Source organism: Blautia sp. Sow4_E7 (genome assembly GCF_052116245.1).
Taxonomy (GTDB): Bacteria; Bacillota; Clostridia; order Lachnospirales; family Lachnospiraceae; genus Blautia_A.
In genome coordinates, this window is record NZ_JBQKLL010000001.1 from 237,005 (window position 1) to 260,062 (window position 23,058).

General features: G+C 44.3%; 24 protein-coding genes and 1 riboswitch. Of the genes, 4 read left to right on the top strand and 20 right to left on the bottom strand.

The annotated features are described in order from the left end of the window. Window positions 1–189 precede the first annotated feature (189 nt). From ACTQ50_RS01115 to ACTQ50_RS01180, 14 genes are all read right to left on the bottom strand, one after another. Complete coding sequence (locus ACTQ50_RS01115) at window positions 190–1,884, bottom strand: AAA family ATPase (protein WP_441482590.1); 1,695 nt, start codon at window positions 1,882–1,884, stop codon at window positions 190–192. 66 nt (window positions 1,885–1,950) lie between these two features. Then, on the bottom strand, window positions 1,951–3,672 hold the full coding sequence (locus tag ACTQ50_RS01120; RefSeq protein WP_441482591.1) for an MATE family efflux transporter: 1,722 nt from the start codon (window positions 3,670–3,672) through the stop codon (window positions 1,951–1,953). A gap of 272 nt (window positions 3,673–3,944) precedes the next feature. Next, on the bottom strand, window positions 3,945–5,354 hold the full coding sequence (locus ACTQ50_RS01125) for an APC family permease (protein WP_441482592.1): 1,410 nt from the start codon (window positions 5,352–5,354) through the stop codon (window positions 3,945–3,947). 161 nt (window positions 5,355–5,515) lie between these two features. Continuing rightward, window positions 5,516–5,860 (bottom strand): P-II family nitrogen regulator, encoded by a 345-nt coding sequence (locus ACTQ50_RS01130; RefSeq protein ID WP_441482593.1) that lies wholly within the window; start codon window positions 5,858–5,860, stop codon window positions 5,516–5,518. Window positions 5,861–6,004: 144 nt separating this feature from the next. Continuing rightward, on the bottom strand, window positions 6,005–6,841 hold the full coding sequence (locus ACTQ50_RS01135; RefSeq protein ID WP_441482594.1) for a helix-turn-helix domain-containing protein: 837 nt from the start codon (window positions 6,839–6,841) through the stop codon (window positions 6,005–6,007). Window positions 6,842–6,949: 108 nt separating this feature from the next. Continuing rightward, on the bottom strand, window positions 6,950–8,077 hold the full coding sequence (locus tag ACTQ50_RS01140) for a tyramine oxidase subunit B (protein ID WP_441482595.1): 1,128 nt from the start codon (window positions 8,075–8,077) through the stop codon (window positions 6,950–6,952). A 243-nt stretch (window positions 8,078–8,320) separates the two neighbouring features. After that, entirely contained in the window at window positions 8,321–9,448 is a 1,128-nt protein-coding gene (locus tag ACTQ50_RS01145) for an NAD(P)/FAD-dependent oxidoreductase (RefSeq protein ID WP_441482596.1), read from the bottom strand. Next, the gene (locus ACTQ50_RS01150) at window positions 9,441–9,773 is read right to left on the bottom strand and encodes a (2Fe-2S)-binding protein (protein ID WP_441482597.1); all 333 of its coding nucleotides are present in this window, start codon (window positions 9,771–9,773) and stop codon (window positions 9,441–9,443) included. Before ACTQ50_RS01150 ends, ACTQ50_RS01145 begins: the two co-directional genes overlap by 8 nt. A 14-nt stretch (window positions 9,774–9,787) precedes the next feature. Beyond that, entirely contained in the window at window positions 9,788–11,365 is a 1,578-nt protein-coding gene (locus ACTQ50_RS01155; protein WP_441482598.1) for an FAD-dependent oxidoreductase, read from the bottom strand. A gap of 13 nt (window positions 11,366–11,378) precedes the next feature. Next, entirely contained in the window at window positions 11,379–11,708 is a 330-nt protein-coding gene (locus tag ACTQ50_RS01160) for a (2Fe-2S)-binding protein (protein WP_441482599.1), read from the bottom strand. A gap of 98 nt (window positions 11,709–11,806) precedes the next feature. After that, a complete protein-coding gene (locus ACTQ50_RS01165; RefSeq protein ID WP_441482600.1) occupies window positions 11,807–12,082 on the bottom strand; it encodes a hypothetical protein in 276 nt (91 codons plus the stop codon). 13 nt (window positions 12,083–12,095) lie between these two features. Next, window positions 12,096–12,743: a hypothetical protein gene (locus ACTQ50_RS01170; RefSeq protein ID WP_441482601.1), complete on the bottom strand. Its 648-nt coding sequence runs from the start codon at window positions 12,741–12,743 to the stop codon at window positions 12,096–12,098. Between the two features lie 667 nt (window positions 12,744–13,410). Next, window positions 13,411–13,692, bottom strand: coding sequence for a hypothetical protein (locus tag ACTQ50_RS01175; RefSeq protein WP_441482602.1), 282 nt, complete (start codon window positions 13,690–13,692; stop codon window positions 13,411–13,413). Window positions 13,693–13,721: 29 nt separating this feature from the next. After that, window positions 13,722–15,221, bottom strand: a complete 1,500-nt coding sequence (locus ACTQ50_RS01180; RefSeq protein WP_441482603.1) for an efflux RND transporter permease subunit — start codon at window positions 15,219–15,221, stop codon at window positions 13,722–13,724. A gap of 193 nt (window positions 15,222–15,414) precedes the next feature. Between ACTQ50_RS01180 and ACTQ50_RS01185 the strand changes: the two genes are divergently transcribed. The 3 genes from ACTQ50_RS01185 (at window position 15,415) to ACTQ50_RS01195 (ending at window position 17,836) form a co-directional block, all read left to right on the top strand. Beyond that, on the top strand, window positions 15,415–15,987 hold the full coding sequence (locus tag ACTQ50_RS01185; protein ID WP_441482604.1) for a TetR/AcrR family transcriptional regulator C-terminal domain-containing protein: 573 nt from the start codon (window positions 15,415–15,417) through the stop codon (window positions 15,985–15,987). A gap of 147 nt (window positions 15,988–16,134) precedes the next feature. After that, a riboswitch (FMN riboswitch) is annotated at window positions 16,135–16,272 on the top strand. Window positions 16,273–16,481: 209 nt separating this feature from the next. Beyond that, entirely contained in the window at window positions 16,482–17,117 is a 636-nt protein-coding gene (locus tag ACTQ50_RS01190; protein ID WP_441482605.1) for an ECF transporter S component, read from the top strand. Window positions 17,118–17,221: 104 nt separating this feature from the next. Further along, window positions 17,222–17,836, top strand: a complete 615-nt coding sequence (locus ACTQ50_RS01195) for an NUDIX hydrolase (RefSeq protein WP_441482606.1) — start codon at window positions 17,222–17,224, stop codon at window positions 17,834–17,836. Window positions 17,837–18,049: 213 nt separating this feature from the next. Here the strand turns inward: ACTQ50_RS01195 and ACTQ50_RS01200 are convergent, their stop codons facing one another. The 4 genes from ACTQ50_RS01200 to ACTQ50_RS01215 all read right to left on the bottom strand — a co-directional run bounded on the left by ACTQ50_RS01200 (window position 18,050) and on the right by ACTQ50_RS01215 (window position 20,371). Beyond that, window positions 18,050–18,541: a hypothetical protein gene (locus ACTQ50_RS01200; protein ID WP_441482607.1), complete on the bottom strand. Its 492-nt coding sequence runs from the start codon at window positions 18,539–18,541 to the stop codon at window positions 18,050–18,052. 131 nt (window positions 18,542–18,672) lie between these two features. After that, window positions 18,673–19,074: a hypothetical protein gene (locus ACTQ50_RS01205; protein ID WP_441482608.1), complete on the bottom strand. Its 402-nt coding sequence runs from the start codon at window positions 19,072–19,074 to the stop codon at window positions 18,673–18,675. 254 nt (window positions 19,075–19,328) lie between these two features. Then, a complete protein-coding gene (locus tag ACTQ50_RS01210; RefSeq protein WP_441482609.1) occupies window positions 19,329–20,249 on the bottom strand; it encodes a mechanosensitive ion channel family protein in 921 nt (306 codons plus the stop codon). Continuing rightward, window positions 20,234–20,371, bottom strand: coding sequence for a DUF6783 domain-containing protein (locus ACTQ50_RS01215; RefSeq protein WP_441482678.1), 138 nt, complete (start codon window positions 20,369–20,371; stop codon window positions 20,234–20,236). The genes ACTQ50_RS01210 and ACTQ50_RS01215 overlap by 16 nt, the downstream gene beginning before the upstream one ends. On the opposite strand from ACTQ50_RS01215, the gene ACTQ50_RS01220 reads away from it, so the two are divergent. After that, on the top strand, window positions 20,342–20,437 hold the full coding sequence (locus tag ACTQ50_RS01220) for a DUF6783 domain-containing protein (protein WP_441482610.1): 96 nt from the start codon (window positions 20,342–20,344) through the stop codon (window positions 20,435–20,437). The two genes, ACTQ50_RS01215 and ACTQ50_RS01220, sit on opposite strands and share 30 nt — an antisense overlap. A gap of 12 nt (window positions 20,438–20,449) precedes the next feature. Here the strand turns inward: ACTQ50_RS01220 and ACTQ50_RS01225 are convergent, their stop codons facing one another. Both ACTQ50_RS01225 and ACTQ50_RS01230 read right to left on the bottom strand, forming a co-directional pair. Then, window positions 20,450–20,713 (bottom strand): DUF1294 domain-containing protein, encoded by a 264-nt coding sequence (locus ACTQ50_RS01225; RefSeq protein WP_441482611.1) that lies wholly within the window; start codon window positions 20,711–20,713, stop codon window positions 20,450–20,452. 170 nt (window positions 20,714–20,883) lie between these two features. Further along, on the bottom strand, window positions 20,884–23,046 hold the full coding sequence (locus tag ACTQ50_RS01230) for a Tex family protein (protein WP_441482612.1): 2,163 nt from the start codon (window positions 23,044–23,046) through the stop codon (window positions 20,884–20,886). Window positions 23,047–23,058 lie beyond the last annotated feature (12 nt).

A 23,058-nucleotide genomic window follows, 5' to 3' on the forward strand; every position in this document is an offset into this window, starting at 1 on the left:
AAAAAAAGTGTACCCTGTCACATAAGTTGGACTTACGCTGACAAGCTACACACTTTTTAATGGCCAATATGAAATAAAAAAACGAGCAGCAGGAAACTGGATTTACGCTCTCTGCTACTCGTTCAATGTCATTATATTGTCTGAATTTCAAAAAGTCAAACAAAATTTTCTCTTAAAATTGATTACTTTTTATCCTATCAAGACCTTTTTCCCATGAAAAGCAAAACCATAGCACCGAATCCGCTCTGCGTTAATTCCTCTTGCCTCCAGTTCCTTTGCATACGCCTTGTCCTGAATCTGCTTCTTCGCAGCTGCCACAGTTTCTTCTAAGGAGTCCTCTCCCTCTTCCCGTACCTTAAATTCCAGAATAAACGCCAGATCATCATCTCTTGCGGGTTCCAACATAACATCATAGCGTCCGTAACCGCTTTCCCTGTTAGAAGATATCCGGTATCTTCCCATTAATTCAACAATCAATCCCAGCACAAATCCATGGTAAAAGCGCTCCGGTCTGTCAGACTTTGAATTTTGAGGGCTCGTGGAGCTTCCCACATCAAAAAAGCTGAAGGTTGCCATGGAAATATCATTCATGTAATGGTTCATTTCTTTTACATTACCACTCAGCAGTGCGCGGACAAATTCATTATAAGGCACATCTTCATCTGAAAACCAGTCTCTTATCATATTCTCAAACATCATCCGGACTTCCCGGTTTGTAATGTTTAAATGATAGATAAAGCGATCTGTCTTTTCATCAACGTGTACCTGCATTACTTTCAGATAACCGCTTGCAAGGAATAAACTCCAAATGGCATTTTTCTTCTTGCCAAGCTGTTCAAAGATGATTTCTTCATCGATTTCTGTTACAAGCTCCCTTCCCTCCAGAAGTTCTTCCATAATCATTTTAGTTTCAGCATTTCCCTTTTGAATCAGGGACGTGATCAGTTCATTAGAGCTGGTATTTACCCAGTAGGGCTTGAATTTTTTCTCTTCAAGGAAGCAGGTAATGGACCAGGGATTGTAGATATCACACTGATTTCCAAAAGAGAATCCGTCGTACCAGTATTTTACTTTTTCTTTCTGTTCTTCCAAACCATACGTTTCAAGTGCCTGGAAAACTTCAGTCTGGGTAAAGCCAAACTGCGTGCTGTACTTTTCAGACGTTGTTGTTACCACTGTAAGATTATTTAAGTCAGAAAAGATTGATTCTTTACTAACTCTGGTAATTCCCGTAAGCAGCCCTCTCTCCAGAAATGGATTGCTCTTAAATGTAGCATTGAACAATCCCCTCATGAAGTCCACCAGTTCTTTCCAGAACCCATTTACATAGGCCTCCTGGAGAGGTGTATCATATTCATCCAGAAAAATCAGTACCTTTTTCCCATAATAACGGCTTAAATAATCAGACAGAGAACTGATAACCAAAGCAGCCGTAGTATCCGACATTTCCAATGTCACAGAATCAAAAAATTCCAGATCTTGAGGTGACATAAAACCTTCATTCCGAATATGGGAATATTTTCCATACAATCTTACCAGGCTCTGTATAATGCCTTCTTTAACTGCTGAAAATGTGCTTCCTTTAATATTGGCAAAGCTCATGTAGATTACAGGATAGGTGCCCTGCAGTTTACGGTATTCTTCCCTCTTCCAGATAGATAAGCCCTGGAATAAATCGCTTCTTTTCTCATATGCTACCGAAAAAAAGCATTCCATCATACTCAAATTCAGCGTCTTTCCAAACCGCCGCGGACGTGTGATCAAGGTAACGGAGTCCTTATTCTCCCACCACTCCCTGATAAAATCAGTTTTATCCACGAAAAAGCAGTTATTTTCTCTAATGTACGCAAAATCCTGTGCTCCCAAGGACACAGTCTGGCTCATGAGTGGTCACCTCCATCTGGTAATTTGTTTAAGCTCAGTTTAACATGCTGCGATATGCAAAACAAGTTATATTGTCACATAAAGATAATTAAACACCAGCTTCCTCTGATATTCATAATACTTCGCCTTTTTCTTGATCATCTCCATTACAGCCCGGTCAACTTCGTCGCCGCGGAGGTCAAAGGGGTTGTAGGAATTGACATTGTCGCGGATCCGCAGGATGCATTCGCCGTTGTTGTCCATTACTTTTACGGATACATAATATTTCTTATCTGTTTCGCCGATGCCGAATTTCATAATGTTCAAAAGCAGTTCTTCCACGATCAGATGGATAAAGAAGGACTGTTTAAAATCAAGCTCCCATTCGTCGCATAACTGGTTCAGATTTGCGGACATTTTTTCCATACTGCCTTCTTCGATGGGGTAATATTCTTCGAAAACACGGTTGGTAAAGCTGTATTTTTCTTCTATGTAGTCTTTTATTTTTCCCAATATCTGGATTGACAAAACCAGCAGCAGGCATATGCCCTCACTGATTACATATACCAAAGCCAGCCCCACGATTCCCATTCTGCTGATCAGCAGGAATCCCGCTGCCAGCATAAGGATAAAGTTGCGCAAAAGGGATAAAACGGAAGCATATCTGGTCTTTCCGATCGTCTGCCAGAAGGAAGTAGTTACCACATTGATTCCTGCCAGAGCCACACTGACTGCATAAATACGGAAGGCTGCGGCTGCTGTTTCCAATGCCGGGCCATCATTTAATCCAAAGAAAACCAGTATCTGCTTTGCTCCAGACACAAAAAGCAAGGCAATGATAAGCCCTGCGGCTGCAACGATCCGCAATCCGTCATGGTACACAGCCAGCATTCCTTTCCAGTCCTTTTCCCCGCCTAAAATGGAGATAACCGTGGAAGCGGCTGCTCCGGCTCCGTCAAACACGGCGCTTGGAATGGTGCTCATGGTATAGATAACGCCAAATACGGCTACAGAAAAAGTACCGTCTTCTGAAGCGCCCTTTAACAACATGGTATTAAACACCAGCATAACCACCGCCTGAAAAATAAAAGCAGAGCCTACGCCAAATCCATTTTCCACATATTCTTTGATCTCCTTCCAGGTTGGAATATGAAAATGGAAGCTTAAAAGCGCCTGCTTGTTCCAAAAATGAGTAAGCAGCACCAGAGTTCCTACTGTTTCCGCAATACATAAAGACGCAGAAGCCCCAACAAGTCCCCAGTTCAGCACTTTCATAAACAGCAGATCCAGGCTTAAATTGGTGACAATAACGCCAGCTGAAGAAATGGCAGCCAGCTTTGGCGCGCCGTCTGTCCGCACTGCAATAGAGAGAATATTATATAACACATAGATCGGGGCAAAGGCAAACACCACGGTCAGATACTGCAAAGCCTGTGGCAAAAGCTCCGGTGTGGCACCAAGCAGACTGCATAATGCGCTGCGAAATACGAGAGATACTGCTGCGAAAAGCACACCTGTTATCAGTCCTGCACTTAATACGGAGCCGAAAACCCGATTTGCACCTTTCAGATCTGCTTCACCAAGTTTTTTCCCAATTAAGACGCCTGCACCACCGCCTAAGGTGATTCCCATAAGTAAATAAAGCAGAAATACCGGTGTGGCAATGTTCGCCACAGCCAGGCCGGTACTGCCTATAAAATTTCCTACCAGGGTTGCATCCACAAGGGTAGATACGGTCACTCCAAGAGAGAAGCATACACCCCAGAATAGGAAGGTTCGGTATGCACTTTTTGCATAATTTGTTTCCATGAGCACGTTCCTCCAGCCCTAAAACCTGTATAAAAACATGAATCGTCAAACTATATAATAAAATTATATCTTTCCTTCTCACTTAAAACAATACCATTTGCATAAATAACCTTTATCCTGCCTAAAAAGACGCTGCTGTCCACAGCCTGACAGTAATCGCTTTGCAGAACATTGCCAGTACACAACACTATTACACAAAAAAAGACGTCCTCTTTACCCACAAAGAAAACGTCTCATTCTTTATAAATTATTTATCTGCCGCGTTCTGCCCATTACCGCCACATTCCCCGCCTTTTCCGAATGGTATAATACATACTGTTCTCCATGGCCATAACTTTCTGAAGGGGTACGCTCTTGAAAACGGGCATTTTCATTTTGTATTTGATCCAGAAGAAGGAATAGATTCCAAGCACCAGGAAGGTGATGCCGGTTACCAGCCAGATCATGTTCCGCTCTACCGGATCTGTGGAAATATTCAGAATCATATATACAGTTCCGCAGATTCCGATAATTGGGAAAAGAGGGCCGCAGGGAACCTTGAAGGAACGAGGTGCCTTGGGCAGTCTTTTTCGCAGGATCAGCACATCCATATGCGCCAGGATGTAGGAGATCATCCAGAAAACAGAGCCAACCAGGATCAGGAAGGAGATGGCATCAGAGGATCCGTCACTGAGGGCGGCAAATACAAAGATGAATACACTTACAAAAATCACTCCGAAATAGGGCACCCCATGTTTATTTGTCTTTGCAAAAATACGGGGCATCATGTTCATTTTCGCCATACCCTGGCAGATACCGGCAAGACCGTTTACAGTAGAGTTCTGGGTACTGACAACAGCAAGGGCAGAAACAAGAGTCATCCACACTTTTCCTGCATTTCCCAGAAGATTTCCACCGTAAAGCAGATGGGGCGCTGCGGAATTTTCCAGTTCCGCCCATGGGGTGTAATTGTGGAAGCCAAGCACCATCACCGACTGCACCAGACAGATCAGGGCAAGTCCGATCATCATACCAAGGGGCACATTTCGCTTGGCATTTTTTACATTCTTGGATACCGGAATTACATACTCTGCACCGATAAACAGCCAGAAGGCAACTGCCACTGTGGACACAACACTCTTGAAATCCGCTGCCATGCTATAGGGCTGCTGCACCACTTCCCCAGTTCCAAGCCCCAGCATTCCAATCACACCCAGAATCAGCATAGAACCCACCAGAAGAAAGGCTACCAGATCCTGGATCTTGGCAAACATATCCACACCGTACAGGTTGGCAATCATAACCACCACCGTCATAATAAGCGTATACATCAGACTTGGAATCGGTAAATGAATAGTGGACGCCATGGCATAAGCAAAAATAGAAGCCTCAACGCCGGACGACATGATATTGCAGATCAGGTATCCGCCCACCATAGAGATCAGCGTGGGAAAAGGTCCCATACAGGCCAGTGTATACTGCGCCAGACCGCCTGTGGTATTTGGCATCAGTGCATTCAGCTCAGAGAGGGATGCCACCGTGGTCATATTCAGAAGACAGGCAATTACCATCGCCCCGATAAATACCACACCAATACTTCCAGCTCCCTGTCCTAGGGAAACCAGACAACTGGTGGCAATAACCAGTCCCACTGAGATGGAAACCACACTCCGCAGTCCCAAAGTTCTGTCCTTTTCTTCCATCCTGAATCACTCTCCTTTGTCACCCATGATATGCTCACTCTACGCTCAGCCGACACACAGCATTTGGACAATTGCTATTCCTGCAGCAGGTCATTTCAAGTGTTGCTTTGCACCGATCTGCGGGAAATAACACCTGTCTAAATGCGTTCGCCTTGAACGCCCTAAAGTGCATCAATTCCCTCATCACCAGTTCTAACCCGAATAACATTCGTAATATCATAAACAAAAATCTTTCCGTCCCCGATATGTCCAGTGTACAACTCCTGCTTGATCAGCTCCACAATCTCCGGCACCTTGGGCTTCTCTACAACCACCGCGATCTGCTGCTTCGGAAGCAGCTCCATCTCATAATTTTCATCCACTTCATACTCCTTGGTACCTTTCTCAATACCACATCCCAGCACCTGTGTCACGGTCATTCCTCTGACACCAGCTTTACTCAAAGCAGATTTCAAACCGTTAAATTTTGACATTCCTGTGATAATCTCAATTCTTGATAATTCCATAACAATCGTCCTCCTGCCTAGTCTATCTACTATTACTGCTCGCAGTTTTCAATAAAAACATTTTGCAAAATATAACCTATAAATAATAATTGTACATCCATATTTTTCAAATGTCTGAGGCTGAAACTTAAAAGATTTAATTTTCTATTCTATTTTCACCACTGTTGAATTTTTACTTCTGGTCTTCGCCGCCAGATAATTCTTATACTTCTCCGGCGTCGTCCCTGCAAAAACCCGGAAATCCTTCAACATATGGGACTGGTCATAATACCCGCAGTTCAAAGCCGTCTCCTCACTTCCCGCCTGCTCCGGCGACTTGGTGATCTCTCCCAGAAAGGCCTGAAAACGGATAAACCGCTCAAACTCTTTTGGCGAAATCCCATGTATCTCCTTAAACACTCTGCGGATGTAACACTCTGAATATCCCGTCTCACGGCTTAACATCTGGATGGAAATATTTCCATCTGTGGCGTAAATCCTCTGCCGCATATATTCTTCCAGCACATGGGACGAATCCCTTGAATTCTCCCTCTGATTATTGGAAAGATACTGCATCAGGATCTGCGCCCTCTGCTTTACATCCGATGCCTCTGCCAGACTCTCTGTAAGTCCGCTTCCATACTCATTCAGGTCGATCTCCACATCAGCATTTACCACTTCTTTTATGGAAAGAGATTTTGGCAAAATACATTTTCCCGGCAAAAATCTGGCCCCAAAATAATATCTCCCATCATCGAACTCCCAGTCCTTGGCCTTCAGCACCGTTCCACCAACCAGAACCTTTACATCCTTTTCCCCGATTCCGAAGACAAGATCTGTGCTCCCATCCGGCACTGCCCGAAAATTCCCCGAATTCCCGTTTTTCACATTAAACTCGTAAAAACTGGAAATTCCCATTCTCCTGTTCAGTATCTCCTGATAGTCTTCCGCGTCCAGTGTCAGGTAAGGCTGCACTGGGGTTACAATCTTCTTGTCTTCCATAGGCTCAGCTCCTGAATTTTATCCCTGCGAGAGCCATCCCAGGGAGCTGACCTGCCAGACTTCCTTTCAGAAGTATTCTGCGCCAGCTTACTTTGGCATAAGCTTTCCTCACGCCATCTCGGGTTTGTCCCACAGCGGTAATTTTATTCCGATGCCAAGCTTCACTGCATTGCGATAAACGGTTCCACCCCAGGCAATATCCTCAACAGGCATGCCTCCAACAGAATATACGATAATCTCATCATCACTTGTTCTTCCCGGATGTCTCTTCTCAATGATGTCTGTGATGTCGATAATGTCTTCCGCCTCTATTTTTCCATCATGCTTCAGATCCGTGAACTTGGTTCCAATGATCTGCACCTGCGGATAGGTGGGATAAGGATACTCTTCCTCCCAGGCCTCATAAAGCTTGGAGTTATCCACCACCAGCTTGCAGCCAGCAAGAAAATCATCGTCAAATCTTGCAGCTGACGGCATGCTGATCAGTGCACCCTTTTTGATCCAGTCCCCGCTGATATAAGGGAAGGAAGAAACATCGTCGCGGACAGTTGTGGTAAAGCTGATGATATCGCTGTCCTTTACTGCTGCCTCCACAGAATCACAGATCTCAATATTTTTGATCTGTGGCAGTTCCTCCCGGATAAACTTGGTAAAAGCATCCAGAGACCGCTGGCTTCTGCCCTTGATCTTCACCGTATCCAGGTTCGGGCAAACGCTGACAAAAGCTGCCAGAGATGTTTTTCCCATAACACCAGGTCCGATAATGGAAACTACCTTTGAGTCTTTTCTTGCCAGATATTTGGCTCCCACTCCTGGAATTCCGCCGGTACGGTAAGCACTTACCAGGTTCGCTGACATCAGCGCCAGCGGAGCACCGGTATCCTTATCGTTCAGCATCATCATCAGAATGGAACGGGGCAGGCCCACCTTCTTGTTATCTACGTTGGAGCCATACCACTTCATTCCAGCCAGCTGATAACTGCCGCCCAGGTACGCCGGCATTGCCATAAATCTTCTGTCATCTGCGTTCTTCGGCATTCCAGGGAACTGGGGATCATCTGGGAACATGATCATGCAGCCATGGGAATTGTGGTTTGCACCTCCCATTACGTAGTCACCTTTGTACAATGTAACCAAAAGATCCTCCATCACATCCACGCAGGATTTCATATCCTTTACGCCTGCTTTGATCATATCCGGTTCACTTAAATATAAGAAATCAATCTTGGAATCCATATCGCAAATCTCCTTTCTGAGTCTGTATCTGTCATATATACTCATCCAGGAGCCGCTTTATTTCGCTTGGCTTCGCTAGGATGGAGTATAGCACATCTTTTTATTTTTGTACACTGCCATTTTAACGTGTGAAATTTTTAACTTTTTCCAATTTATCCAAACATGTTATCAGAATTTGGGCAATGGTTATTGCGCCGGCGGGTGAGTAATAACCATTGTCCGAATGCGTCCGCCTTGAATCCCCTAAATTGCCGCATGAAACCTATCATACCTGAATGCTGATAAATCCAACTTTGTCTCCTCCTCCAATGCGGTCTCTGCCAGCAATTTTCCTACGACCGGTGAAATTCCAAATCCATGTCCGGTAAACGCACAGGCCACGATCAGCCCCGGCACCTCGTCCACATTTCCCAGAACCGGCACACCGTCAATGCAAACATCCTCATAACCAGCCCAGGTTCTCACGATCTTTGCATTTGCCAGCTTCGGGATATACTTCATAATTCCACGGCAGATACAAGGTGCTGTGATCCCCGAAGTCATATTATGTCCATTATCCTTATTCACCGTCTCAAAACCGGAAGCCCCGCCAAATACGAAGGAACCGTGATCTGTCTGATGTCCATAGAAATCAGCATCCGCTGTGCCCAGCATCTGCCCGAACATTTTTGGCTCTGCCTCAGTAACCAGCGCCTCGATCAGATCATTTGACATAGGAATGTCAATCCCTACAGTGCCAAGAATCTTTCTGCTTGCGTAACCAGCTGCCACAATTACCTTATCGCCCTGGTAAACGTTTTTCCGGGTAATAACCTTTCTCAGTTTTCCCTTCACCTTCTGAAGCTCTACCACTTCTTCCCCGGTGAAAAACTGAACGCCCAGCCGCCTTGCTGCCCTGTAATAGCCCAAAGTAGTCAAAAGCGGGTTCGCATGTCCATCTGTGGCACACCAGCTGGCTCCAATTACCTCATCACTTAAGAAAGGATTGATCTCCCGGACCTCTTTTCCGTCGATCATCCTTACATCCAGTCCGCAGGCCGTTGCCCGGTCTGTAAGTCCCTGAAGGATTTCCATATGATGAGCCGTTTTTCCTAGTCTCAGGTTGCCTTCCTTATGATATTCCACATTGATCCCCAGTTCTTCTGAAAGAACCGGCCACATATTTTTTACCGCATACATTGCCAGCGGCAGCTCCCTTGGATCTCGTCCGGACTGGCGGACACCACCGCCATTTCTTGCAGAGCCGCCATTTCCAATACTCTCGTCACGGTCAAGGACGATAACGGAAGTTCCTTTTTTCGCCAGATAATAGGCGGTAGCGCATCCAATTACGCCGCTTCCCACAATGATCACATCTGCTGTCTTACTCATCGTCCTCACCTTCCTTTGCGTAAATTTTCATCTCTAAAGGTCTAATAGGTGCTCTTGAAGTTGCTGGTTCCAGAAGTGCCGGAGAAACTCCAAGCTCCGTCGCCACGATCCTTTTTACCAGTTTGGCACAGGTCTGTCCCTGGCAAAGCCCCATTCCACAGCGGAGATATCGCCGGATTTCTGTGATGGTAAACATTCCATCGTGAACAGCTCTTCTGATCTCTCCTTTTGTTACTTCCTCACATCTGCATATAATTCTGTCATCGTCAGGCTCCGGGACGTATTCTCCCAGCTGAACGGTTCTGTCATAAATACTTTCCATCATACAATCCCTCCGCCTTATTTTGCTCTGTAAAATCTGGCCTTCATTGCCATGTCTGCCGGAACCTTTATGGTAAGAAGACTGGTATGGTCAAAGGCTTTCGCACTCTTTACCGATACCACCTCTGCCTCACAAACCGGCTGGCCGTTCCTTCCAAGTCCCAATCCTTTTTCCCCTTTTTCCGGTAAAGGAAGGAATTCATACGGAATGGTGACTGTGGCAAAACCAGGTTCAAAGGTTTCATCTACCAGGAAGATTGCCTGTCCGGAACAGGATGCTACGCACATTCCGCAGCCCACACAGGCGGCGTTTTCTTCCACTGCCGGAAGCGAGGTAATGTGTGCTCCGATCTTGATGCAATGCTTTGGACATGCATCCTGACAGGGGTTACAGGGAATGTTCTGTGTGCACTCCATTACCGGGTGAACACCTGCTCTGTGGGTAACACCTGGGAAACGCTCGATTTCCTCATCTGCCACATAGCCTTTTGTGAGAAGATTCATGGAAACGTCGATTCCCTCCTCTGTCTTTTCGATCAGCTTGCCTCTGTTCTTTGGGGCAAACATGCCCTGGCGAAGTCCGTCAAGAGCTGCCTCGTTTACCTTTGCCCCTTCTTCCAGTTCTGCCTCATCTATGTAGCCCAGATATTTGGAAGCTGCGATTCCTGCAATTCTTCCTTCGATCATGGCGGAGCTTGCTTCCTCGATTCCGGATACATCACCTGCTACGAAAATTCCTTTAATAGAAGTCTCTCCATATTCATCTACGATCGGCACCTGACCGCCCCGCTTCGGATTGTCTTCCATCTCACAGCCAGCCATTTTTAACAGCTGGGACATTGGGGAAAGGCCAACTGCCAGGCAGATGGTATCCACATCAAAATGCTTTTCCGTACCTGGAATGAACTGGAAATGGCTGTCCACCTCTGCAATGGTAACTCCGGTCACATGATCCTTTCCTTCTGCTTTCACAATGGTATGGGAAAGATAAAAGGGAACTCCGGTTCTGGCAACCTTTGCGGCATGTACGCCGTAACCGCCGATTCTCGGTGCCGCATCCACCAGCGCAACCACGTCACAGCCACACTGTTTCAGCTGGAAGCTGACTACCAGACCAACATTTCCGCTTCCCAGCATCAGGATCCGGTTGCCAGGCTTTACGCCGTGAAGGTTCATCATGGTCTGGGCTGCGCCTGCTCCGATCACACCGGGAAGCGTCCAGCCTTCGAAGGTGACCATGTTTTCCGCTGCGCCTGTGGCAATGATGGTGGCATCTCCTTTATAATGGAAAATTTCCTCGCCCTTTTTTACCACGATTTCTTTGTCCTGATACATTCCAATTACGGTAGAATTCAGCTCTACATCAACACCTGCACTGGCTGCCTCTGCCAGAAGTTCTTCCCCGATGACAAAGCCTCTGATCTTCGCCTTGTGCTCTTTGGAGCCGAAGAATTTATGAATCTGCTTAAAAAGCTGTCCACCAGGCTTTTCATTCTCATCAAATACAACTACCTTCAGTCCTCTTTTTGCTGCCTCAATTGCCGCTGACAGACCAGACGGGCCTGCGCCAACTACGATCAAATCATATCTTTTCATCTTGTCTGCCCTCCTATTTCTGTTCCTCAAACGGCTCTGCTGATACACCGTATTGTGTCTGAACCTTCATTCCTGCCTTCAGCGGGGTTACACAGGTTCTCACGTTTGGAACTCCGTCTACCACCATGACACAGTCGGTACATCTTCCAATGGCACAAAAGATACCTCGCGGTGTGTGCTCTTTCTTTGTATAACGGTGGATCAGGATTCCAGCCGCCTTCAATGCCGCCGCGATCGGTTCCCCTTCATAGCCCTGGATTTTTTGTCCGTCATATGTGAAATTTACTAATCTGCCCTTCTGCGGGACTCCTAAGATCGGATGCTCCGTAATACGTGTGCCCATGGTATTTCCCCCTTTTCAAGTACGAAAAAAGGCGCCTGCAAAACGAATTGCAGACGCCTTTGTCTTTATTGTTGGTTATTTTTCTTAAGTTGTCCGTATTATAGTTTATGTGAATGGATATGTATTGTAAAAAACGATACTATCACCTTTTGCTTTCTCCAATTTCCACTCTCATCTATATATTCTTCTCCTGGTTTTCGCCAAGCTCCAGATGCATCTCTATACATATCTTCTACATCTCTCCATGCTCCAGAAGAATCCCTATACATATCATCACTTCTATGCCAGGCTCCGAATGCATCTACATAATCATCATCTGGCTCCCTCCAACTTCCTGTCGAATCCATATATTTTTCTTTTTTCCAATATGGCATATGTTTTCTCCTCCTAATAATAATATTTTTTAAATTGTATATAATCTCCCCCATCATGTCCGGGTTTCACTATTCCAAAAGAAAATGCCCATCCATCAATTTGATCTGCCTTTAAATCCCATTCTAAAATACCATCATATTTATTTTCATTTATTTCATAATATGGTCTAAATCCGTTTTCATAATATCCACTTATATATAAATACACTTCTCTACGACTAATTTCACTTATGCATTTCCATTCATCAGGTGAAGAATACTCAAAAATTCTTTTTTTTACCAGTTTCTCTACACCATCAACAATTACACAATCATTAAATATTCCTATTGCTTTTCCCTCAGCAGCATTTATAATTAAAAAAAATTTATTTTCAGGACCTTCAGATATATAATAATAGTTCCACTCATAGTACCACTCATCCAGATTTATATAGAGTGGTTTATTAAATGAAACATTGAAATAACTTTCAAACATTTCTCGACAACTCTTAATATTATGAAAACAAATCCGATTCAATTCCGCTTTCTTTTTTTCTTCCTCTTGTGAAGAAAAATAAAAATATACCCCACCTCCAATTACAAGCAACGCTAAAACAATTCCTACTATGGGATAATTTGAAATTATCACCAACAGAATAAATATCATAACAATCCAGCCCATGCACAAAACTCCTTTTCACTTTCATTTACAGTAAAAATTTTCAACTTCATCTATCTATTTACATTAGCATTTTCATCCTTACTCTCTTATCATTTATTCAGCTTATTTGAGTCTATAAGCATGTTTTCTATCTTAGACAACAACCTTATAATTACAAATTATTTTCTCCTTTTGGCATGCAAAGCTTTTGCTTTCAATCTTATTTTAGTACAAATGTTTACTATTTTTAATAGTAAACATTTGTACTATATCAAGGTTTCCGTAGCCTATTTAGGTAGAAGTAACATTTTTGAGTTATATCCAGCGCATTCGTGATCTTCGTGAAGATGCAGATCAATCTCAAACTCAAATTGCAGAATATTGAAGAACCTCTCAGACGATGTGTTCTAGATATGAGCGCATTGCCAATGAAATTTTTCTTTTGACCTCCTTCTTATTTTTCAATATAGTACCAAATTTCTACTATAGACAGCCCGTGAATGATGGTGTGTTAAGGACAGTTAGGTAAAAATCGGGATTTTGTGAGCATAGCTCAAGCCCCATAAACACTGTCTGAGCCTTTAGGCGAGTTTGTTTATGGGGCTTGAAATAAGTGGCGGAGCAAAATCCCGATTTTTGCCGTTGTCCGCAACACACCACCGTTCACGGGCGTCCGCCTGCCACACACCTACTTAAAGAGGGAAAAATTGCTGATTGCCGTATCTACATTCTTCATAACTGTATTTACATTATCCATAACACCATTCATACTTTCCAGCAAATCTCCAGTTTCGGAAAGCAGGGTATCCACCTTATCCAGCTTCTCCTCATAGGAGCTTACTTTCTCCTCATAAGCCTCCAGCTTTTCTGACAGCATCCGTTTCTCCTGAAAATTCACCACCAGCCCGGCGCCCTGGATAAGGATCAGAACCGATAGGCATAAAATGATAATTTTGTTATAATTTTTCATAATAAATTGCTCCTTATATGATTTTTTTATCATTTCTTTCCCTGTTTCCGCTTCTTTCGTTCAATACATATTCCATCTGTCACATACAGGAAACAAGGCAGAACAAATAATACTGCGATCATAGAACAAATAGTACCTTTTCCAAGGAAATATCCCAACTGGGACAATAGTCCATGGGTGGAAATAATTCCAAGCAGGAACCCAACTACCGTCAGGATCACACCTGAGGTCAGGATAGACACCGTTACATTGGAGACCGTCTCCACAATGCTCTCTTTTTTGTCCAACGTCTGCCTGTTTTCCTTATAACGCTCCGTGAACAAAATCGCATAATCCACAGTAGCACCCAGCTGAATGGAACTGATAATCAGGTATGCAATGTAGAAAATAGACTGTCCGGTAATATAGGGAATGGACAGGTTGATCCAGATCGCAGTCTCGATGGTCAGCACCAGGATCACTGGCAGAACCACCGATTTCATAGTCAGAAGCAGCACCACAAATACCGCACCGATGGCAAGCAGATTTACCTTCACCATATCCGCTGTGATGGTATCCATCAGGTCATAGGTACTTACACCCTCACCAGCCAGATAATATTCATCCGGGTAATACTCCTGGGCAATATCACGGATTTTTTCCACCAGGGAAAAGGTCTGGTCGCCCTCATAATCTACGGCTACGTTCAGAACAATACGGTCGTACTTGTCAGACTGCAGCTTTTTCAGAAGGGTATCCGGAATGGAGCTTGCCGGTACAGCCGGTCCAACCATCTCACGCAGGGCAGTCATGGAATTTAATTCCGGGAGATCATTCAGCTCATCGATCAGCTTCTGCTCCGTCACGGTGTCGTCCTTTGGAACCATCAGCACATAGTTATCACTTTTTCCAAATACATCCTCAATCTTGGCGGTATCTTTTCCCAGACGGGTCTCGCTTCCAAAAATATGGGAAGATCCATAGTAATAAGCATTGCTGTTGCTGCCTATGTAAGACGGAATGATCAGGCACACAAAGATGATTCCCACTGGGTACATAGCCTTGCTGATCACTTTTCCAAGACCTCTGAAGGACGGCATGAAAGATTTATGTCTGGTTTTGTCCATCCATTTAAAGCTGACCAGGATCAGGCCCGGCACGAAAAGAAATACAGTCAGAAGACTGATGGCAATACCTTTTGCCAGTGCCAGACCAAGGTCAGGACCGATTCCGAAACGCATCATCACCAGGGCCAGGAAACCGATTACGGTGGTCAGACCACTGGACAGAATGGAGCTTGTGGAAAGAGCCAGGGCTTCCTTTTTGTCCTCCACTTTTATCATTACACGGGCATTTGGGATGGCGCCGTCAAACTCTTCGTTCATCACATCCAGGGCCACCGTAGATGGGGAAGTCTCCGGAAGGTAGTCGTTCATGTCGTAATCAACTTTTACCAGGTTCCGGCAGTAACCGCCCAAAAGCGCCGCGATTACAAACAATACCATAATTCCATATCGGCATTTGATTACACCGCTGTAAAATTTTTTCATTTTCTTCTCCTTTACTATTTTTTCGTAATATCCGTTTTCTTTTTGATATCATCTTTTTAATATTTATTTGACATTTGTCTTTTAATTTATTATGATAATGATATGGAGAAAAAATGCAACGTACAGTTATCTGGTGATTGTAAGATAATTGACGTAGTATTGAAAATGTCCATTTCGAAATAAAGGAGATATTATGGCGAAGGATAAGGATTTAAGATTTGTAAGAACCAATCAAATGTTATGCAATGCCTTTATTGAGCTTCTCAGCAAGAAGAAATTCGAAGACATTACGGTGAACGAACTGTGTGAAAAGGCGCTGATCCGACGCGCCACCTTTTATACCCATTTTCTGGATAAATATGACTTTTTTGCCTACTTCGTCCGGCAGAACCGGGATAATTTTATCCAGAACTGGACGGAGCCCATGGAAAATAAAAATCTGCGGGAATTTTCCATCCACATGTTCCGGCAGGTAGTCCATTATCTGTCTGCTCATATGGCCATGGTCCAGAATGCGTTCAGCAGCAACGCATTTTCCATTCTGCTGGACATTCTGGCGGAGGAGATCCGGGTGTCCTTTCTGGAAGAGCTGTCCCGCTCAGGATCTGCAGACCATCTGCAGCAGATCCTTCCTGAAATCGCCGCCTCCTATTATTCCGGTGGGATCATTCAAATTTTAAGATACTGGATCACCGCCAAAGGCCAGGTTTCGGAGGATACGCTGGTGGAGCAGTATTCGGCTTTGTTGGGGACGTTTTTGGCGTAAAGGAAAGGGAAATCAAATTTGCAAAGCCAACGTTTCTTGTTCTGTGTACAATATAGTTTAACTTTCAAACCTGGCGATTTTTTCAAAAAAATTAAGAATCCATATTGAAATTACAAGATATCTATTGTATAATCCACCATGAAAAGAAAATTTCTTCGGGGCAGGGTGATCGAAATCCTTTGAGGTCGAAATTCCCTACCGGCGGTATAGTCCGCGACCCGCTACGGCGGCTGATTTGGTGAAATTCCAAAACCGACAGTAAAGTCTGGATGAGAGAAGAACGCGCAGAATATTTAGATCGGTTGATATTTATTTGTACGTGCTCATAGCCCTGGAAGAGATTCCGGGGCTTTTTTATGTGGTTGGAATCATTTTCTATGCATTGGAAAAATGCCGTGTAAACAGTAACAACTATTTTCCTGCATGCTGAAGTAGATTTTAACCCATACTTGCAGAAATTTTCTTTAAATATTATAATTTAAGGAGCGATGAGTATGAGCGAACAAGTAATCAGAAATGGAAACGTAATGGAGCGAAGCCGCACCAGAACCATTGCACAGGTGGCAATGTTAGGTGCTGTGGCAGGTGTGTTGATGAATTTTGAGGTGCCGCTGCCATTTCTTGCACCGTCCTTTTACCAGCTGGATTTCTCCGAGATTCCAGCATTGATCGGTTCTTTTGCAATGGGACCTGTAGCAGGTATGCTGATCGAACTGGTGAAGATCCTGGTACATCTGGTAACCAAAGGAACTATGACAGCAGGTGTTGGTGATGTGGCAAACTTCCTCTTCGGTTGTTCTTATGTAATTCCTGCCGGGCTGATCTATCGTTATCAGCATAAGAAGACAAGAGCACACGCAGTAGCAGGTATGGCCGTTGGTGTAATTCTTACCACGATCCTTGCTTGTTTTGTAAATGCATTTGTACTGCTTCCTGCTTACGGCAAAGCATTTGGAATGCCAGTGCAGGCCTTTATTGAAATGGGTGCAGCAGTCCACAGCGGTGTAACCAACCTTCTTACTTTTGCAATTATGATCCTTGTACCATTCAACTTATTTAAATACACATTAACCTCAGTGATCGTGTTCTTTATTTATAAAAGAATCCGTGTGATTCTCCGCGGTGACTGATGAAGCTGTTCCAGGTTAGATTCGCGGGGCTTGCTGTCCAGATCGATAAGTAACTTCGTCAGACCTCTGCATTGAACAGCAACAACTGACGAAAAGAGGTTCCTATGGGAAAAATCAACAGCATTACCAAACAGACAGATAATCGTTATGTAAACCTTTATAATGTAAAAGCCACCAGCGTACACAACACCCCGGTAAACTATTTTGTAGCTTCTCGTGCCAAAGACGTAGACAGCTTGAAAATGGTAACTCGGAAGAATAATCCGGATGGTGTGATCATTTACAGTATTTATGGCGAAAAGCATGATAAAGTGGTTTTAATCCGCCAGTATCGTTATACTTTGGGCGATTATATTTATGAATTTCCAGCAGGTCTTGTAGAGCCAAACGAGAATTACCATGAAGGTGCCGTCCGGGAAATGTATGAAGAAACAGGTTTGAAACTTGATCCAATTCCGGTAGCAGAAGCTTACCAGAAGCCTTATTTTACCACGGTTGGAATGACAGACGAATCCTGTGCAACTGTATACGGCTATGCCAGCGGCGAGATCAGTTCCAAGGCGCAGGAAGACACCGAAGAGATCGAAGTGGTTCTGGCTGACCGTGAGGAAGTAAAGCGAATTCTGAAAGAAGAGAATGTAGCAATCATGACAGCATATATGCTGATGCATTTTCTGGAAGATAAGGAACCCTTTGAATTTTTGAATAAGATAAAATAAAAGCAGGGAAATCAGATTTTGATATGAAAGCTGAAGTTTTCATAATGTAAAATAAGATTAACTTGTAAAAAGATCCCCGAAATCATATCTCAGTATTATAGACTGGTTAAGTCTTTAAGAGGTAGAAGTTTCGGGGATTTTATTATTAATGTTCACGCTTTTCGGTTACGACAATGCAACTTCCCAATCAAGTATACGTATCGGTAAATACATTTATTCGTAATATTCAATATCCTGATCAGAAGTATCCTCTGTATAGTCTCCATTATCGGAACTGGTATCACCGCCATTGTCAATATAATCCCAGTTCTCACTGTCATCCTGTCCGGAATCATCGGAGGTATCTTCTGTATAATCCGGGATATCGGATGTGTCACTTCCTGAGCCATCTTCAGAATCATCTGTAGGATAAGTGATCTGGTCACTATCAGAAGAATCGCTGTCCGAAGAATCATAGCTGTCATCGTAGGAACTATCGTCCTGACTGTAATCGTAAGAATCATCATAATTACTGTCCTGACTGTAAATTGGAAATTCTTCCTGCTGTGCAGCCTCTGCTTCTGCGGCTGTTTCTGGAGCCTCTGTTAACGTAGTTTTAGCAGTCGGAACTCTGCTCTCCTTGGGAACGACTACGGAAATTCCAACCATAGCTACACTGAGCAGAATTGCAGTGGATGCAATGTGGAACTCATCTCTGTATTTCATAAACTTTACACCTCGTAAGTATCTTTTTTAACGGTTATTCAACAGATGTCCACATTATAACACATTTGCGGCAGGTTTTGTAATAAATAATCCTGGGAATTATCTCATGTTTATTAAGTGTTTCTAAAAAATCACCAGTATTGTCTCACATATCCCACAGCTTTCTCCTCCTTATTCCTGGCAGCAATCTCATTATATTCTTTTAAGTAAGAAAAAGAATCCCCAAGCATATGGCGAAGAGGCATGGCATAATGGATCTTATTCTGGTCTTCCAGCCCCCAAAGCACAAACTCCGTTCCATACGCGGTCTTCTTCACCACATCATATATCTTCTGTACTGTCTGGGCATGATTATTAAATTTCACTATGGAAGAAACGTCTGTGTCGCACTCCATAAGATCGTCTGGATTTAGTACCTGTCTGCCATCAAATAATGCAGCATTAAATAAATCTGCAAAGCGTGCATTATCTCTCCAGAAATTCTTTAGTATGATATCCAGTTTTACTTTGACTTTTCCTGCCGTTTCGGGCACCTCCCTGTGCTGCAGAAGATGTCCTGTTGACGGGCTTACACTTTTCGCGTCTGCATTCAGATCTTCTGCTTTTAAATTAAGATTATCGGGTTAAAAGCATGAATTTCTGAAATGAAATAGATATTATAGGACGCATAAAATGCCTTGAATATTAGTAGAAATATGCTTTGTTAATATACTAGCATACTTTCTATCAATATACAAGGCATTTATAAATTTTTTTCATATTTTATATTGTCAAAGTATTAACCGTTTTATTTGGAACTTTTCTCCACAGTAGTTGTCTCCACCACATGCACATCCATCTGTGGATAAGGAATGGAGATTCCGTTGGCGTCGAAGGACTCTTTGATCTTTTCGTTGAGGCGCCATTTGGTCTTCCAGTACTTGTCGGTGGGAACCCAGACGCGGAGGCCCATGACTACGGCGCTGTCGGCAAGTTCATCTACGAAGACGATCATGTCTTTGTCGGACTTGGTTCCGGGATCTTCCTGTAAAATGTGCTGCAGAAGCTTTTTGGCTTTTTTAATGTCGGAATCGTAGGAAATTCCCACTTTGATCTCCAGGTTGCGCAAATTCCGGGCAGTTACATTAATAATGGTGCTGTTGGACAGCTTTCCATTGGGAATGATCACATGTTTATTGTCAATGGTGATCAGAGTAGTGTAAAAGATTTCAATCTTATACACAGTTCCCTCTGTACCGTCAGCCTGATCCTGAATAATATAATCTCCTACCTGAAAAGGTTTGAACAAAAGCAGCATCACACCGCCTGCCAGATTCTCCAGACCGCCCTGCAGGGCAAGACCGATGGTAACACCGGCAGTTCCCAAAAGAGCAGCCACTGAGGATTCCTTCACACCGAAATTGGTTGCAATGTTAAATACCAGGATCAGATAGAGAAGAAATCTTCCAAAAGAGCAGATAAACTGGGCTACGCCTTTATCTATTCCTGCCTTTTCCATAGAACGCCTGGCAAGCTTCAGAAACCACTTGATCAGTTTGGTTCCCACATAAAAAGCCACAATGGAAAGAACCACTTTCATTCCGAAGCTGATCAAATCCGGAATATGACCGTTAAAGTAAGTCTTGATCTGTTCCCAGTTGGAGCTTACCTTATCCACTGTTTCCTGCACAGTCTCCTGGACTGCGTTTTCTATTACCTGTCCTTCCAAATTCTCATCTCCTTTTCGTCAGTCCTTTCCCTGAGCATGTTTGATTTTGCCCGAATAAGGGCACCGCAGCGGGCTGTGGTAACCGAATTCGGGTGAACTATACTGCAAAGTGGGACGTGCAGATTGCAGGAATGATTTTTCAAACGGACTCTAACACGTTTTCCACCGGCAATTCATTTTTTCGCTAAATTATCCACCGTCTACTGCAAGACTCTCCACAGTATCAACTGCACCGCCAGGATCAGCGGCACGCCCAGGCGGAATTTCCACTTTCTGGTCTTATGATGGAAAAACTGCATTCCAAGAAGGGCGCCGGCGGAGCCGCCAATGGCAGCCACCGCCAGAAGCTGGGCTTCCGGGATGCGCCACTGCTTTTTGATTGCTTTCTGCTTGTCTATGCCATACATCCCGAAAGCTATAATATTAATTATAATTAGATATACAAAAAGTATATTTTCCAACATTTTTTATCCAACTCTCTAATAACTCATACCCGGCATGAAACCTATGAGAATTAAGTTTGCGTCTTTCTATGCAGCGCGAAGCGTGTTGCTGTGAACAAAGTGAACAGTAATAATCTATAGTCTGCAGGGCATTGCCAGAAAGGAGAGAACTAGATTTTTCCCTCTTCTCTTTATTTATTCAGCCCTTTCATAGAAAGGCTGATCCGGTTCTTCTTCTCATCTACGCCAAGGACGCGAACCTCCACAACATCTCCAACGCTGACTGCTTCCAGCGGATGCTTGATAAATTTCTCACTCATCTGGGAAATGTGAACCAGTCCGTCCTGGTGAACTCCGATATCAACAAAAGCACCGAAATCAATTACGTTGCGGACCGTTCCCTTCAGGATCATGCCCTCTTTCAGGTCCTTGATATCCAGTACATCGGTACGAAGGATCGGCTTCGGCATCTCATCACGTGGGTCACGGGCCGGTTTCTCCAGCTCTTTTACAATATCGCGGAGTGTGATCTCACCGATTTCCAGCTCTTCTGCTGTCTTCTTGTAATCCTTGATCTGTCTGGAAAGTCCAGCCAGCTTGCCGCCAGCAATATCCTCAGCGGAATATCCAAGCTTCTCGAGGAGCTTAGAAGCTGCCTCATAGCTCTCCGGATGAACGCTTGTAGCATCCAGAGGATTGGAGCCGCCTGTTGTAATACGCATGAAACCAGCACACTGCTCAAATGCCTTCGGTCCAAGCTTCGCTACCTTCAAAAGCTCTTTTCTGCTTGTGAAGCGGCCGTTCTCCTCACGGTAAACAACGATGTTCTTTGCAATGGCCTTGGAAACACCGGAAATATACTCAAGAAGGGATGCAGATGCAGTATTTAAGTCTACACCGACTTTATTTACAGAATCCTCAACCACACCAGTCAAAGCCTCGCCCAGCTTCTTCTGGTTCATGTCATGCTGGTACTGGCCAACGCCAATAGACTTCGGATCGATCTTAACCAGCTCTGCCAGCGGATCCTGCACACGTCTTGCAATGGAGGTCGCACTTCTCTGTCCTACATCAAAATTCGGGAACTCTTCTGTCGCAAGCTTACTTGCAGAATAAACAGAAGCACCAGCCTCATTTGTGATCACATACTGAACCTTTGCCTCCGGGATCTCCTTCAGCATATCTACGATCACCTGCTCAGACTCTCTGGAAGCAGTACCATTTCCAACAGAGATCAGGGAAATACCGTATTTCCTGATCATAGCTTCCACCGTATCCTTTGCCGCGCGGATCTTCTTCTCATTGGTAGGAGCAGTAGGATAAACAACTGTAGTATCCAGAACTTTTCCAGTTGGATCTACAACAGCCAGCTTACAGCCAGTACGGAAAGCCGGGTCCCAGCCAAGTACAGTCTGTCCAGCGATTGGAGGCTGCATAAGAAGCTGCTCCAGGTTTTTGCCAAAGACTTTGATGGCGCCGTCCTCTGCTTTCTCGGTCAGATCACTTCTGATCTCACGCTCGATTGCAGGAGCGATCAGACGCTTGTAGCTGTCCTCTGTCACTTCCTTCAGGATTGGTGTGGTAAACGGGTTTTCACGGGTGATCACCTGCTTCTCCAGGTAACGGAGGATGTCTTCCTCCGGAGCTGCCACTTTGATCGTGAGGATTTTCTCCTTCTCACCACGGTTCAGGGCAAGCACACGATGTCCGGCCAGCTTCTTCACCGGCTCCTCGAAATCATAGTACATTTCATAAACAGACTGTGCCTCCGGATCCTTTGCCACAGAACTGATGGTTCCTTTCTTCGCAGTAAGGTCGCGGATGTGGATTCGGTAATCTGCCTCGTCAGAAATATGCTCGGCAATAATATCCTTCGCACCAGCGATGGCATCTGCCACAGAAGCCACCTCTTTTTCCTCAGAAACAAAGGCTTCTGCCTCTTCTTCAATAGACTTGTTGGTCATCTGGAGCATAATGATATTTGCCAGCGGCTCCAGGCCTTTTTCCTTGGCAATGGTTGCTCGTGTACGTCTCTTCGGACGGTACGGGCGGTAAAGGTCCTCTACGACTACCAGTGTCTGTGCTGCCAGGATCTGTGCCTTCAGCTCTTCTGTCAGCTTGCCCTGGTCCTCAATGCTGGAAAGGACCTGGTTCTTCTTGTCTTCCAGATTTCGAAGATAAGTCAGTCTCTCGTTCAGGTTACGAAGCTGCTCGTCATTTAAGGTTCCGGTAGCTTCTTTTCTATATCGTGAAATAAAAGGGATGGTGTTTCCCTCATCGATCAATTTAACAGCAGCTTCTACCTGCCATTTCTGCACCCCAAGTTCCTGGGTGATTGCCTGTAAAATATCCATTTTTTCAATCTC

Excerpts from the sequence above, each read along its gene's own strand:
- ACTQ50_RS01190 (WP_441482605.1), top strand. The coding sequence starts at position 16,482 with ATGAGCGAACAAGTAATCAGAAATGGAAACGTAATGGAGCGAAGCCGC.
- ACTQ50_RS01125 (WP_441482592.1), bottom strand. The coding sequence starts at position 5,354 with ATGGAAGAAAAGGACAGAACTTTGGGACTGCGGAGTGTGGTTTCCATC.
- ACTQ50_RS01120 (WP_441482591.1), bottom strand. The coding sequence starts at position 3,672 with ATGGAAACAAATTATGCAAAAAGTGCATACCGAACCTTCCTATTCTGG.
- ACTQ50_RS01180 (WP_441482603.1), bottom strand. The coding sequence starts at position 15,221 with ATGAAAAAATTTTACAGCGGTGTAATCAAATGCCGATATGGAATTATG.
- ACTQ50_RS01145 (WP_441482596.1), bottom strand. The coding sequence starts at position 9,448 with ATGAGTAAGACAGCAGATGTGATCATTGTGGGAAGCGGCGTAATTGGA.
- ACTQ50_RS01165 (WP_441482600.1), bottom strand. The coding sequence starts at position 12,082 with ATGCCATATTGGAAAAAAGAAAAATATATGGATTCGACAGGAAGTTGG.
- ACTQ50_RS01140 (WP_441482595.1), bottom strand. The coding sequence starts at position 8,077 with ATGGATTCCAAGATTGATTTCTTATATTTAAGTGAACCGGATATGATC.
- ACTQ50_RS01115 (WP_441482590.1), bottom strand. The coding sequence starts at position 1,884 with ATGAGCCAGACTGTGTCCTTGGGAGCACAGGATTTTGCGTACATTAGA.
- ACTQ50_RS01155 (WP_441482598.1), bottom strand. The coding sequence starts at position 11,365 with ATGAAAAGATATGATTTGATCGTAGTTGGCGCAGGCCCGTCTGGTCTG.
- ACTQ50_RS01135 (WP_441482594.1), bottom strand. The coding sequence starts at position 6,841 with ATGGAAGACAAGAAGATTGTAACCCCAGTGCAGCCTTACCTGACACTG.
- ACTQ50_RS01185 (WP_441482604.1), top strand. The coding sequence starts at position 15,415 with ATGGCGAAGGATAAGGATTTAAGATTTGTAAGAACCAATCAAATGTTA.
- ACTQ50_RS01170 (WP_441482601.1), bottom strand. The coding sequence starts at position 12,743 with ATGGGCTGGATTGTTATGATATTTATTCTGTTGGTGATAATTTCAAAT.
- ACTQ50_RS01225 (WP_441482611.1), bottom strand. The coding sequence starts at position 20,713 with ATGTTGGAAAATATACTTTTTGTATATCTAATTATAATTAATATTATA.
- ACTQ50_RS01230 (WP_441482612.1), bottom strand. The coding sequence starts at position 23,046 with ATGGATATTTTACAGGCAATCACCCAGGAACTTGGGGTGCAGAAATGG.
- ACTQ50_RS01195 (WP_441482606.1), top strand. The coding sequence starts at position 17,222 with ATGGGAAAAATCAACAGCATTACCAAACAGACAGATAATCGTTATGTA.
- ACTQ50_RS01200 (WP_441482607.1), bottom strand. The coding sequence starts at position 18,541 with ATGAAATACAGAGATGAGTTCCACATTGCATCCACTGCAATTCTGCTC.
- ACTQ50_RS01160 (WP_441482599.1), bottom strand. The coding sequence starts at position 11,708 with ATGGGCACACGTATTACGGAGCATCCGATCTTAGGAGTCCCGCAGAAG.
- ACTQ50_RS01150 (WP_441482597.1), bottom strand. The coding sequence starts at position 9,773 with ATGATGGAAAGTATTTATGACAGAACCGTTCAGCTGGGAGAATACGTC.
- ACTQ50_RS01175 (WP_441482602.1), bottom strand. The coding sequence starts at position 13,692 with ATGAAAAATTATAACAAAATTATCATTTTATGCCTATCGGTTCTGATC.
- ACTQ50_RS01130 (WP_441482593.1), bottom strand. The coding sequence starts at position 5,860 with ATGGAATTATCAAGAATTGAGATTATCACAGGAATGTCAAAATTTAAC.